The 12,761-nt window shown below is 57.1% G+C and carries 10 protein-coding genes; 8 read left to right on the top strand and 2 right to left on the bottom strand.

Annotated features, from left to right (window positions below):
* Positions 1-78 precede the first annotated feature (78 nt).
* Positions 79-1,368 (top strand): ATP-binding protein, encoded by a 1,290-nt coding sequence (locus Q2B33_RS10295; RefSeq protein ID WP_300564716.1) that lies wholly within the window; start codon positions 79-81, stop codon positions 1,366-1,368.
* Between the two features lie 788 nt (positions 1,369-2,156).
* Here Q2B33_RS10295 and Q2B33_RS10290 read toward each other — a convergent pair.
* The gene (locus tag Q2B33_RS10290) at positions 2,157-2,804 is read right to left on the bottom strand and encodes a thiamine diphosphokinase (RefSeq protein ID WP_300564718.1); all 648 of its coding nucleotides are present in this window, start codon (positions 2,802-2,804) and stop codon (positions 2,157-2,159) included.
* A gap of 168 nt (positions 2,805-2,972) precedes the next feature.
* Positions 2,973-3,521, bottom strand: coding sequence for a ferritin-like domain-containing protein (locus tag Q2B33_RS10285; RefSeq protein WP_300564720.1), 549 nt, complete (start codon positions 3,519-3,521; stop codon positions 2,973-2,975).
* Between the two features lie 296 nt (positions 3,522-3,817).
* On the opposite strand from Q2B33_RS10285, the gene Q2B33_RS10280 reads away from it, so the two are divergent.
* The 7 genes from Q2B33_RS10280 to Q2B33_RS10250 all read left to right on the top strand — a co-directional run bounded on the left by Q2B33_RS10280 (position 3,818) and on the right by Q2B33_RS10250 (position 12,589).
* Positions 3,818-5,362 carry a serine protease gene (locus Q2B33_RS10280; RefSeq protein ID WP_300564722.1) on the top strand — a complete coding sequence of 515 codons (1,545 nt, stop codon included), beginning with the start codon at positions 3,818-3,820 and terminating at the stop codon, positions 5,360-5,362.
* A gap of 201 nt (positions 5,363-5,563) precedes the next feature.
* Complete coding sequence (locus Q2B33_RS10275) at positions 5,564-6,661, top strand: FecR domain-containing protein (protein ID WP_300564724.1); 1,098 nt, start codon at positions 5,564-5,566, stop codon at positions 6,659-6,661.
* 34 nt (positions 6,662-6,695) lie between these two features.
* The gene (locus Q2B33_RS10270) at positions 6,696-8,492 is read left to right on the top strand and encodes an adenylate/guanylate cyclase domain-containing protein (protein WP_300564726.1); all 1,797 of its coding nucleotides are present in this window, start codon (positions 6,696-6,698) and stop codon (positions 8,490-8,492) included.
* Between the two features lie 32 nt (positions 8,493-8,524).
* Positions 8,525-9,364, top strand: coding sequence for an MBL fold metallo-hydrolase (locus tag Q2B33_RS10265; protein WP_300564729.1), 840 nt, complete (start codon positions 8,525-8,527; stop codon positions 9,362-9,364).
* An 11-nt stretch (positions 9,365-9,375) separates the two neighbouring features.
* Positions 9,376-10,854 (top strand): HD domain-containing phosphohydrolase, encoded by a 1,479-nt coding sequence (locus Q2B33_RS10260; RefSeq protein WP_300564731.1) that lies wholly within the window; start codon positions 9,376-9,378, stop codon positions 10,852-10,854.
* Positions 10,855-10,917: 63 nt separating this feature from the next.
* Positions 10,918-12,075, top strand: a complete 1,158-nt coding sequence (locus tag Q2B33_RS10255) for an amidohydrolase (protein ID WP_300564733.1) — start codon at positions 10,918-10,920, stop codon at positions 12,073-12,075.
* Positions 12,076-12,172: 97 nt separating this feature from the next.
* Complete coding sequence (locus Q2B33_RS10250; protein ID WP_296464189.1) at positions 12,173-12,589, top strand: GNAT family N-acetyltransferase; 417 nt, start codon at positions 12,173-12,175, stop codon at positions 12,587-12,589.
* Positions 12,590-12,761: the final 172 nt, after the last annotated feature.

Here is a 12,761-nt window from a genome sequence, read left to right as displayed (position 1 = left end):
AGAAAAATACCGTAAGTTTTAATTTATGACAATAGAAGACACGCGAAGCGTGGATTCTATTGTTTGGAGGGAATCGCTATGGAAAGGCTTATAAATCGAAACAATTATTTGAACCGATTGATTGATAAAAGGGATAACGGACTGATTAAGGTTATCACTGGAATTAGAAGATGCGGAAAGAGTTATCTGCTGTTTTACCTTTTCCGCGATTATCTTATTGAAAATGGTGTGAAAGAAGAACAAATTATTTCAATTGCTCTTGATGATGATACTTGCGAACAGTATCGCAATCCTGATGAACTTTCAAAATTCATTCGCTCCAAAATCGTGAACAAGGAAATGTATTATATCCTTATAGATGAAGTGCAGTACGCTATTACAAAGCAAGAACTTGAAAATCCGGAAGATATTAAGCTCTATCATGTTTTAAATGGGTTAATGCGCCTTCGCAATGTAGATATTTATGTTACCGGAAGTAATTCCAAGCTGCTCTCGGGGGACGTGATGACAGCGTTTAGAGGCAGGGGCGACCAGGTTCAGGTATTTCCTTTGTCATTTAAGGAATATTACGATTTTGTCGGCGGGGATAAATCGGAAGCCTATGAGGATTATGCTCTTTATGGAGGAATGCCGCAGTTAATTTCATTCAAGCGCGAGGAAGAAAAAGTAAGCTATCTGAAAAACCTGTTTTCAGAAGTATATTTCAAGGATATAAGTGAGCGGTATGCTGTTAAGCTCCCTGATGTACTGAAAGAGTTGACGGATGACTTGTGTTCTTCTGTTGGATCTCTGACAAACGCTAAAAAGATAGCTGATACATTGGGTACGGTAAAGAGCATCAAGGTTTCTACAAGCACAATCTCAAAATATTTGGAATATTTGACCACATCATTTTTGTTTCATGAGGCAAAGCGATATGATGTAAAAGGTAAAAAGTATTTTGAATATCCCCTTAAATACTACTGTACTGACGTTGGACTACGCAATGCAAGGCTTAATTTCAGGCAGCAGGAAGAAACTCATATAATGGAAAACATCATTTATAATGAGTTAATCTGTCGTGGCTGCTCTGTAGATGTCGGCGTTGTTGAAGTAGTGGAAAGCAAGGAAGGCAAGAGAACAAAAAAACAATGCGAGATAGACTTTGTTGTAAATAGGGGAGCAAAAAGATACTATATTCAATCCGCTTTGTCCGTAAGCGACCCTGATAAAATGACAACGGAGCTTAGACCGTTAAAGAATACAAAGGATTTCTTTAAAAAAATCATTATATCAAAAACACACGCTAAACCGTGGACAGATGAGGAGGGTATTGTGTATATCGGATTGTATGAATTTCTGCTAAATCAGAATTCTTTAGAAGCGTAAAGCAGTTGCGCTTGATACGGACATTGCACCTGAAGCGGTTGTGATAAAATTTTTATAGGTTGTATGCCTGCCGGGATATACTGATGGGCATGGAGCAAAGAGGGAGCATTGCTGGCGTTGGCGCAGACTAATGGTTTTTTGTTGCGGCTTATATGGCGTAAAGATATACTGCATAACGCCGAATACTGCCCATTGCAATCATGCGATTGAACCAGTCAGCGTTATGCAGTCTGGTTTCACGGCAGGTGAAATCGTTAAGCAGTATAAATAAAGAATTTATAAGCAATACAGAGGTTTCTTACTATATTTTGTCTACGGACGGACAACGGCATGGGCATCCATTTTGGACGGAGAAGGTGTGGGGATGCCGGAACTTATATATCTGTTTGTGATTTCCCGGGAAAGTTTGGATGATGTATGTGCAAATATGATAAAGGGAATTATAGAAAAACAGATATTAGGACGAACGTTTCAGGCAGAGAGTGTTAGGTATCGTCTCCTGGCTTATATTGTGAGAGAATTGCCGGAAGACTTTCAGGAGAAATTTGTAGAACATGAACATGGATAGGAGAAAAACACAAGCGAAGACGGCAAGGCTGGAGATAGAGCTGAAACGACTGGACAGAAACCCGCAGCAGGTAAAGTGGCCAGGAAATGTGTGGAAATAGAGAAGCTTTTCCGTGCGGTCTACAGAGGGACAAAAGTGTTTCAGAATGGTCAGAAGTAGAAAAACCCGGAACAGGCGGCCGCACCCCGATTCCAGGACTGGAACCCTGAACCCCGCCACATCACTGAGCGCGCCGCACCAGCCCCGCCGCATCCCCGGGAAGCACCACCAGCAATGTCCCCTCCCTGACGGATATGGAGCTCTCCCTGCCGATGAACTCATTGCTGGTGCCCAGCGGAAAGCCGCTGTTCAGACAGGCGTCCCTCAATTCGTATTTCAGCCCCCGCAGGAATACGCCCTCCGCCCGGTCGGAGTAGGAGAACACGGACAGGTATCCCCCTTTCCTGGGCGGCAGGAGGAGCGTCCCGTCGGTAATGGCCGTCAGCACCACATCCCCGCCGTGGAGGAAGCCCTGCCTGCCCTCCCCGGACAGGAAGGCCAGCAGCTGGATATTGGCGATGGTGTGGTCCATGCGGCCGCCGGTGCCCGCGTAGAAGTGGAATACGGAATACCCCCTGCGGATGCCCTCACGGAGGGCGGCAAGGGTGTCCGTGTCGTCCTTCATGGTGTCGAGGCGGATGACATTTGGGCCCTCCGGGCAGTATCCCAGCGTGTCGAAATCCCCGACGATCAGGTCGGGCGGGATGGAGGCTTCCTCCAGGTAGCGCAGCCCGCCGTCAACGGCGATTACAAAGTCGTCTTCTTTCGGGGCGAAGTCAAGTCCCGTATTCTTCCCAGCCCCCACCAGATAGCAGATTCCGTGTCCCATAATAGCCCTCCTCAGCCAAGCCATGATGCCATGCACCGGTATACCGGTCTTCTACCGGCGCTGCGCCTTCTTCCCCGTTGGCGCCCGCAGGCTATGGCCTGCCTCTGTTCGATGGGTTCTATTGTAGCATGGGGACGGCCAAAGCACAAGACATTCATCGGGGAAACCCTACAGCTCCTCCATCAGCCCCCGGAGCAGCACGATATGGTACTCCTCGTCCCGGACGATTCTCCGCAGCACTGCGTTCACGCATTCATCCTTTATCTTCCGCATATGCGCCTCGTACTGGGCGATGGCGTCCCGTTCGGCTTCTATGTCCGCGCAGAGCATCCGCCTGGTGTCCCTGGACAGCGACAGATAGTCCGGCGTCCACAGCAGCTGCCTGCCGTCCGGCTGCCTTGCGGAAAAGCTGACCTCGCCGCCCAGGAGCTGGATCAGCTCGCCAAGCTTCTGGAGGTGCATCATCTCCGCCAGGGCGATGCCCAGAAGCGTCCTTGCAAGGGGGCAGGCGGTCAGGCACAGCCGGTTCTCGTTATTGATATATTGGGTGATGGCCGACAGCTCGGATACCGGGCCGCAGTAGTCGAAGGCAAGGATGCCGGCATACTCCGGATTCCGGCGCTCCACCTGTACGGGCGGATAGCGCAGCTCCAGCATGGCGGGCTTTATGCCGGACATATCGCAGTCGTTGGACATGTGGTTCCTGTTTGGCTCCATGTGAAAACCTCCGCATATATTCTTTTCCTGCAATATGGTATGTCAGAGCTTCCGGTTCTGTGCCCCTTTCGCCGGAAATGCCGTTCCCGCAGCCTTCACAGCGGGGCCGCTCATGCCGTTGACAAAAACGTCCCTGAATGTTACTCTTATTACTATAAAAGTCCCTATGCCATTCTAGCACCGCGAGTGTTTTTGCGCTTACCTAAACTCTCAGACTTTTCTGTAAGGTGGTGCGGCTGGTTGCATGGGAGTTTAGGAAAGAGGTCCCCGAGGGTTCGGGGCAGGATGGACGAAGGATGGGGAAGAGAAGGTTGAGGAGCGAGGACGTGAAGGGCAGGGGCCGCGGAAAGGCTGTCTTTCTGGCGGCTCTGTTCCTGCTGGCAGCAGGAGGGCTGTATTTTTATTTCCATATCTATCGGGTGGAACCGGCATTTGCTGAGAAGACATACGAATACGGGGACGCGGTGAGCCGGGACATCGCGGACTATCTCACCGGCACGGACTGGTCCGTCCATCTGGGCGAGCTGGACCTGTCGGAGGTGGACGAGACGGAGACGGGCACCTATGAAGCGGTGGTGCACCACGGAAGGAAGCAGTTCGTCTACCGGATCGTCATTCAGGACACGGTGCCGCCGGAAATTCTGTGGAGGGATGACCAGGTCTATCTGGCCACGGAAAGGGACTATGCCACAGAGGATGTGATCGCGGGCCTGAGGGACGCGGACAGGGAGGCGGAAAGCTTCTTCCTGGAGGAGGGGGATGCCCTGGAGGAGATCCGCTTCGACAGAACAGGGGAATACACGCTGGAGATCGGCGCCAGGGACCGGGCCGGGAACCAGGCCTCCGGGGAGCTGCGGGTCATCGTGGACACGCCGCCTTCCCTCACGGGAATCCGCGATTTCTATCTCGTCCCCGGAAGCCGGCCGGACTACCGGGAGGCGGTGGCGGCCAGCGACGACGTGGACGGAAATCTGACAGAAACTATACGGATAGACGATTCCGATGTGGAGCTGGACCAGGCGGGCAGCTATACCCTCCGCTATGTGGCCGAGGACAGCTACGGCCTGGAGACTGTGGAGGAGACGCTGGTGATGGTGGCCTCCCCGGACGATATCCAGGAGCTCATAGGGAAGCGCATGATCGACTACCGCTCCGACTGCATACTGGGAGCGCCCAATATCTATGATGGAGGCGTCTCTGAGCGCGAGGACATGGAGGGGACGCTGGAGTACATGCGCCCGGCGCTGGTGCATCTCTACCACGGCCTGGGCAGGGGCGGGTACAGCTCCGGCTCCGGCTATATCGTGGAGATCGCGGAGGACGCCGTCTATATCTGCACCAACAGCCATGTGGTGGAGAAGTACGAGGACTGGGACATCTACTTTTACGATGGCACCAAGCTGCCCGGGAAGCAGGTGGGAATCAGCGAGGCCTACGATGTGGGCGTAGCCAGGGTGGACAGGGAGGACGTGCCGGAGGAGCTGCTGGAGCGGCTGATGACAGTGCACATCGACAGGACCTACTGGGAGGGCCTGGACGACCAGGACATCGAGCTGGCGCTGGAGCGGATCGACAAAGAGGGCGGCCTGATACATAAGACCACAGGGAACCTGATCAAGATAAAGCAGGACTTCGACTGGTACGACCAGAGGGAACACACGGAGGTGACCATCGAGCTGGTGCACGGGGATTCCGGCTCCGCGGTGCTGGACGGATACGGGAACCTGGTGGGCATGGCGTTCGCCTATTCCGTGGATCCCGTGCGGTTCTGGTGCGTTCCCTTGGACGGCATACTGGAGTGCTACGAGGAGATTACGGGCCGGGAGCCCTATGTGTATTAGTGCGTCGGCATCAATTCCCGCGTGTGGATTGCGCAGGGATTATACTGCATAACGCTGAGTACTGCCTAAAGCAATCATGCGCTTGAACCAGTCGGCGTTATGCAGTCTGGTTTCACGGCAAGTGAAATCGTTAAGCAGTGTAAGCCGCTGGGGTGCTGGATGAAGACAAAACAGACGGAAACAGGGCGAGGGGAAGAGGGAATGAAGAAGAGATGCTGCGGTAGAGCCATTGCCATTGCGGCGGCATTGCTGTTCACTGCCTGCGGACAGGGAAACACGGCGGCCACCATGCACTTGGCGAAGGCCCGGGGAGAGGTGGGAGTCGCCGACGCCGGGGGCAGGGCCGTGGAAGTGAGGGAGCAGTTGGGCCTGTACTCCGGATATCGGGTGGACACCCGGGAGGACAGCTACGCATGGATCGACCTGGACAGCGTGAAGCTGACGAAGATGGATGAAGGGACGGAAGTGGAGATTCTGAAAAAGGAAGGGAGGCTGGAGATCCTCGTCCACCGCGGCGGCCTGTTTTTCCACATAAAGGAGCCCCTGACAGAGGAGGAATCGCTGGAGATCCGCACCTCCACCATGGTGGTGGGCATCCGGGGGACCTGCGGCTTCATCGAAGTTGTGGGAGAGGACCGTATGAAGGTATGCATCCTGGAGGGGACTGTGGAATGTCTTCTGGCGTCAGGAGAGGACAGGGAGCCGCTGGGCCTTGTGACGGCTGGTGAGAAGGCGGAGCTCACCGTCCGGGACGGGATGGGGGAGATTACGGTGGAGCCTCTGGAAGAGGAGGACATCCCCGCCTATGTGGAGGAGGAAGAGCTGCCTGAGGATGCTGTGGTGGAGGCAGCGCCGGAGGAGGGGCCGGAAGACGGGACATTGGAGGCCCGGGAGCTGGAAACCGTAAATCCGGAATCGGAAGAACCCGCGGCGGAGGGCACGGAAGCGCCGGAAGGGGAGGAAGCCGGGGGGAATGAGCCGCCGGAGATGCCCGTGGACGAGAACCCCATAGAGGAATCCGCCCTGGCAGGTTCCTACAGTCCGTCTGCCGGCGGAGCGGCGCTGGCCCTGAGCATATATACGGATGAAGGGGACGAAGGGGAGATAGGCGTCGCCGAAGGCGCGTACAGCGGCCCGATCGTAAACGTGAGGACGAATGTCTACAGAATCATCACGGATACGGAGGAGGAAATCCTTCTGGGCGTATCCACGGGAGAAGATGGAAATGTGGTCATTCGGCTCTATGCGGATGGCGCGTATGTGGACGAATATGTGATGACTGAGCATTTCGAGTCCTGACCGACAAAGGATATCACGCAGGGGGCTTATGGGAATGGGAAAATACAGGAAATTTTTGATCATGGTGCTGGCCGCCGGCCTGGTCACGGCCTTGATGGCTTCCGGCATCCTGGATCATGCCGACCTGGCGGTATCGGACCGCTTTTATCAGAGGAGGAGCGCATCGGACGGCGAGATCGTGCTGGTGGGGATCGACCAGAAAGCCCTGGAGGATATCGGCCCTTACAGCCAGTGGGGGCGGGAGGTCATGGCTGCGGCGCTGGCGGCATTGAATGAATCGGAGGCCTGCAGGCCCGCGGTCATCGCCATGGACGTGCTCTATTCCGGGGAGACCGACGGGGCGGGGGACGCCCGTCTGGCAGAGGAGGCCGGGCGCTATGGCAATGTGGTGGCGGCCTGCGCGGCTGTGTTCGGCAGTTCCCTGGCGGAGGCGGAGACAGGGGAGTATTATCTGGACAACTTCTCCGTGACAGCATTCGACGCGCCATATGAAGCCCTGGGGGAAGCCGCGGAGCAGGGACATATCAATGCCATGCTGGACAGGGACGGCATCCTGCGCCATCATCTGCTGGAGATCGGCCTGGAGGACGGCAGAAGGATTCCTTCGCTGGCGCTGAAGACCGCAGAGATGTACCGGGAGTACCACGGCATGGAACAGGGCACGCTTCCCCCGGCGGATGCCAGGGGGTTCTGGTATCTTCCCTTCTGCGGCGTGCCGGGGGATATGGAAGCCATATCCCTGTCGGATGTGCTCTCAGGGAAGGTTCCGGCGGATTATTTCGCGGGCAAGATCGTGCTGATCGGACCCTATGCGGCAGGGCTTCAGGACAGCTACCTGACTGCGGCGGACCACGCCGCGCCCATGTACGGCATGGAGTTCCAGGCAAACGCCATACAGGCGCTGCTGTGGGAGGACTACAGGCGGGAGGTGCCGGACGGGATTCAGCTAACGGCCCTTTTCTTCCTCCTGCTCCTGGCACTGGCGGGCTTTTGGAAGAGGAAGGTGCGGCTGTCCACGGGGCTGTGGCTATTGCTCTGCATCGGCTCGGCAGGCTTTTGCCGGTTGATGTATGACAGGGGCCTGGTGCTGCATCTGCTCTGGATTCCGCTGGGCGTGACCGTGCTCTATGTGGGCTGCATCGCCTTCAATTATATGCAGGCCTCTCTGGAGAAGCGCCGTATAACCAACACCTTTGAGCGCTATGTGGCGCCGGAGATCGTGAGGGAGATCCTCAGGGAAGGCACCGGCGGGCTGGAGCTGGGCGGAAAGCTGACCAGGATCGCGGTGCTCTTTGTGGACGTGCGGGGCTTCACGCCCATGTCGGAGCGCCTGAAGCCCACCCAGGTGGTGGAGATCCTCAACTGTTACCTCTCGCTGATTTCGGACTGCATCCTGAAGAACGGCGGTACGCTGGACAAGTTCGTGGGGGATGCGGCCATGGCGTTCTGGGGAGCGCCGCTGCCCCAGGAGGATTATGTGATGCACGCCCTGAAAGCTGCGGCTGACATGGCGGAGGGCTCCAGAGCGCTCAGCCAGGAGCTCCTGAAACGGTACGGAAGGACGGTGTCCTTCGGCATCGGCGTCCATGTGGGCGAGGCGGTGGTGGGCAATATCGGCTCGGCGAAGCGTATGGACTACACTGCCATCGGGGATACGGTGAACACGGCGGCAAGGCTGGAGGCCAACGCGCCGGCCGGGACGATCTACATATCCCGCGCCGTGGCGGACGAGGCGGGGGAGCGGATCAGAACCACCTCCCTCGGGGATACGGTGAAGCTGAAGGGAAAGAAGGAGGGCTTTGAGGTCCTCTGTCTGGAGGAGATTCTGTAGAGGCGAGAGACTGGCCGGACAGGAGCGTTGGCATGGAAGACACATGGAGCGTAGAGATATGGGGCGTGCGGGGAGCGGCCCCGGCGGCATACAGGGACTTTCTGGAATATGGGGGCAATACCTCCTGCATATCCGTGGACTGCTGCGGGGAGACGGTGATCTTCGACGCGGGAACCGGGCTTTTGGAGCTGGGAAGGCGTCTGCGGAAAAAGGGGATAAGGCGGGTGCATATCCTGCTGAGCCATCTGCACATGGACCATATCTGCGGGCTGTACGGCTTTCCCCTTTTTCTGGATGCGGCGGCAGAGATCCATCTGTACGGAAGAGCGGAGGAGGGAAGGCTGAAGGAGCGCCTGGGGGCTTTGCTGGGCAGGCCATACTGGCCCTATGACGCCACCGCGTTCTCCGCCCGTGTGGAAGTCCACGAAATCCTTCCGGAGAGCGTTTTTCACATCAAAAGGGGAAAAGAAGGGGACAAAGCGGAGCTGGCGGTGCGCACCCTGGCGGGGAACCATCCCGGGGGGAGCCTTCTGTACCGCCTGGAGGAGGGGGAGAGGAGCATTGTCTACGGCCTGGACTGCGAGACGGACGGTAGGATGTCCGCCGCGCTGCAGGCGTTCGCCCGGGACGGGAAGCTCCTGATATGGGACGCCAACTTCACGGATGAGAATCTGGGGCGCTGCGCGGGCTGGGGGCATTCCTCCTGGCGGCAGGGCATGGAGCTGGGGCGGGCCGCCGGGGCGGGGCTGGTGCTGATGACCCATTACAGCAGGGAATATACGGATTGTTTCCTGCGCGGACAACAGGAGCTCGCGGAGCGGGAGGACGATATCTGCCGTTTCGCGAAGGAAGGTATGGTAATACGGATATGAAGCGGAACGATATGGAAAAAATCCTGAATATAGGGGTGCGGCTGTCCTCGGAGCGGAATCTGGACGAGCTTCTCGTGTATATTCTCAAAAGCGTGATGGAGCTTGCCGGGTGCGATGCGGGGACCTTATATCTCAGAGAGGGGGACGCCCTGAATTTTGAGGTCATGCGCAATGACACGCTGGGGACCTATTCCGGAGGGAGCGGGGAAAAAGCGCAGCTTCCGCCGGTGCCGCTGGACAGGGGAAATGTATGCGCCATGGCTCTGCTGGAAGATAGGACCATCTGCATAGAGGACGTGAAAAACAACAGGGACTATGATTTTTCCGGACCGATCCGCTATGACGCCATGACGGGCTATAACACGCGCTCCATGCTGGTGGTGCCCATGCGCAACAGGCAGGGGGAGCGGATAGGGGTCATCCAGCTGATCAATGCGCTGGACGAGGGCGGAAATGTCTGCGCTTTCGACAGGGACATGATTCTGGTGCTGGAATCGGTGGCCTCGCAGGCGGCGGTGACGATCCAGAATGTATGGTACATGGAGGAAATCGAGGCGCTTATCCAGTCCTTCGTGCGGGTCATGTCCTCCGCCATCGACGAGAGGACGCCCTATAATGCCAGCCATGCCCGCCATATGGCGGAATACGGCGGCAGATTTGTGGAGTATCTCAAGACCTGTGAGGGGCAGAAGGTCTTTTCCCAGGAAGAAAAGGAAGAATTCCTGATGAGCATCCTGCTCCACGATATCGGCAAGCTGGTGACGCCGCTGGAAGTGATGAACAAGGAAAAGAGGCTTTTTCCCGAACAGCACGGGGCCATTGCCCACCGCATGGAAGTGATCCGGCTCCTGGCGGAGATCGACCGGCTGGCAGGGCGCATCACGGAGGCGGAAAAGCAGGAGCGGACAGACGGGACGCTGGAGGCGTGGAAGCTGGTGGAGGAGATCGACTCTGCGGGTTTCGTGAGGGACGAACAGTTGGAGCGGCTAAAGAACCTGTACGGGAGGACGTACAGAGATGAACAGGGAACCGTCCGCCCTTGGCTGGAGCCGGAGGAGTATGCCATGCTTTCCATCCGGAGGGGAACGCTTTCGGAGGAGGAGCGGGGGACCATGGAGGAGCATGTGTCCGTCACGGACCGCCTGCTGTCCCAGATCTGCTTTCCGGAGAAGCTATCCCATGTGCGGGAATGGGCGGCAGCGCACCATGAGCTCCTGAACGGAACCGGTTATCCGGAGCACAGGAAGGGGGATGAGATTCCCTATGAGGTGCGCATGATCACCATACTGGACATCTTCGATTCCCTGGTGGCGGACGACAGGCCGTATAAGCGGGCCATGCCCGTGGAGCGGGCGCTTGCCATTTTAAGAGAGATGGCCGGACAGGAGGGGAAGCTGGATCCGGAACTGACGGAGCTGTTCGTGAAGAGCAGATGCTGGGAGGAAGCCCCTGGGGAGCCGCCCATTGACAAAGACAGAGGCGGATGCTAAGCTTATGGAAAACGGGCCGGCGGGACGCACACGGTGCGGAATGGCCATGGAGGAGGAAAGGACATGCTCTGTATCAAAAACGGAACCGTGCACGACGGCGTGCACAGAGAGGGCTTCCAGGCGGACATCCTGGTGGAGGACGGCAAAATCAAGGCAATCGGGGAGAACCTGGAAATCCCGGGAGACGCGGAAGTGGTGGACGCGGCAGGGCTGCAGGTGTACCCCGGCTTCGTGGAGGCCCACGGGCACATCGGCCTGGACGGCTATGGCATCGGCTATGAGGGGATGGACTACAATGAGCTGAACGATATCATCAGCCCCCAGATGCGGGGAATCGACGGCGTGAAGCCTTTAGACCCGGCTTTGCCCAAGGCCGCGGCGGCAGGAGTCACCTGCGTCTGCGTAGGCCCCGGCAGCGCCAATGTGCTGGGCGGCACTTTTACCACGATCAAGACTGTGGGCAGACGGGTGGACGACATGGTGGTCCGGGACGGCGTGGCCATGAAATGCGCCTTCGGCGAGAACCCCAAGCGTGTATATAGGGATAAGAAGGACTCCAGCCGCATGACCACTGCGGCCCTGCTGCGGGAGACCCTGTTCAAGGCCAGGGAGTACATGGAGAAGAAGGAGGCCGCAGGGGACGATGTCTCCAAGCGCCCGGCCTTCGACATGAAGCTGGAGGCCCTGCTGCCCGTGATGCGCAGGGAAATCCCTCTGAAAGCCCATGCCCACGCAACGGAAGACCTGTTCACGGCGCTGCGGATCGCCAGGGAATTCGACCTGAAGATCACGCTGGAGCATGTGACGGAGGGGCATTTGATCGTAGAGGAGCTGGTGGAGGAGAATGTGCCCCTGGCGGTGGGTCCTACTTTGGGCAGCGCCTCCAAGTTCGAGCTGCGCAACAAGAGCTGGACGACCCCGGGCGTGCTGGCTGCCGCGGGCTGCCAGGTATCCATCATCACGGACTCCCCGGTGATCCCCCAGGAATATCTGCCCCTGTGCGCAGGGCTGGCGGTGCAGGCGGGGATGGATTCCTTTGCGGCCCTCCAGGCCATCACCATCAATCCTGCCAAGCACGCGGGGATTGCGGACAGGGTAGGGTCGCTGGAGGCCGGGAAGGATGCGGACATCGTCGTCACGGACGGCTGCCCCTTTGAGGTCTCCACGAAAGTGAGGCATGTGTTCATAGACGGGAAAGCGGTGGATGTTCCGGTGGAGTGAGCGGGCCCAGCAGGCTGCCCGGCTGTAGGCAGGCAGCAGCCATGGAAGGAGGATTTGCCATACACTGGAAGCGGTGCGGAATCAGGGGGCAGGAGCGATGGAAGTACAGTATGAATTGGTGGACAATGTGTTGAGCGCCGAAGATTTTGTCCGGTTAAAGGTGGCTGCCGGATTCAAAGAAAGGCCGCTGGAACAGGTCGAAAAAGCGCTCAGAAACGGACTTTTCAACGTTTCCGCGGTCTGTGGAGGACAGGTGGTGGGAATGGGGAGGCTCGTGGGCGACGGGGCCATGTACTGGTATCTCCAGGAAATCATTGTCCTGCCCCAATATCAGGGAAAGGGAATCGGAAAAAGCATCGTGAACAGACTGTTGGGGCATATCAAAAGCGTTGCGGAGCCGGGCACTGTCATAGACATAGGCCTGACGGCAGTGAAAGGGAAAGAGCCTTTTTACGAGAGATTCGGTTTTTCTGCCCGTCCAACCGGGATGGGGCAATTGATGAGAATAGAATGACGGCATCCCGGGATTGCCCTTCCGGAAAGCATGGTGAGATGCGTTATTATTAAGGAGAGTAAAACGATGGATAAAGAATGGGAAAGATTATATGAAGAAGCAATGAGCGTTTTGAACCCCCATGATGTTTCAAATAAAATGTGGGTAGGAAGTGTGGCATCTGCCGTACTCA

This window comes from uncultured Acetatifactor sp., from assembly GCF_948601915.1.
In the GTDB taxonomy this organism is placed as follows: Bacteria; Bacillota; Clostridia; order Lachnospirales; family Lachnospiraceae; genus Acetatifactor.
Note: the sequence above shows the minus strand (reverse complement) of the source record. Positions and strands in the feature narration are given on the sequence as shown.

Bases quoted from the DNA above. Each gene is read 5' to 3' on its own strand.
- Q2B33_RS10270 (WP_300564726.1), top strand. From the start codon at position 6,696: ATGGGAAAATACAGGAAATTTTTGATCATGGTGCTGGCCGCCGGCCTG.
- Q2B33_RS10260 (WP_300564731.1), top strand. From the start codon at position 9,376: ATGGAAAAAATCCTGAATATAGGGGTGCGGCTGTCCTCGGAGCGGAAT.
- Q2B33_RS10285 (WP_300564720.1), bottom strand. From the start codon at position 3,521: ATGGAGCCAAACAGGAACCACATGTCCAACGACTGCGATATGTCCGGC.
- Q2B33_RS10275 (WP_300564724.1), top strand. From the start codon at position 5,564: ATGAAGAAGAGATGCTGCGGTAGAGCCATTGCCATTGCGGCGGCATTG.
- Q2B33_RS10250 (WP_296464189.1), top strand. From the start codon at position 12,173: ATGGAAGTACAGTATGAATTGGTGGACAATGTGTTGAGCGCCGAAGAT.
- Q2B33_RS10255 (WP_300564733.1), top strand. From the start codon at position 10,918: ATGCTCTGTATCAAAAACGGAACCGTGCACGACGGCGTGCACAGAGAG.
- Q2B33_RS10295 (WP_300564716.1), top strand. From the start codon at position 79: ATGGAAAGGCTTATAAATCGAAACAATTATTTGAACCGATTGATTGAT.
- Q2B33_RS10265 (WP_300564729.1), top strand. From the start codon at position 8,525: ATGGAAGACACATGGAGCGTAGAGATATGGGGCGTGCGGGGAGCGGCC.
- Q2B33_RS10290 (WP_300564718.1), bottom strand. From the start codon at position 2,804: ATGGGACACGGAATCTGCTATCTGGTGGGGGCTGGGAAGAATACGGGA.
- Q2B33_RS10280 (WP_300564722.1), top strand. From the start codon at position 3,818: ATGGGGAAGAGAAGGTTGAGGAGCGAGGACGTGAAGGGCAGGGGCCGC.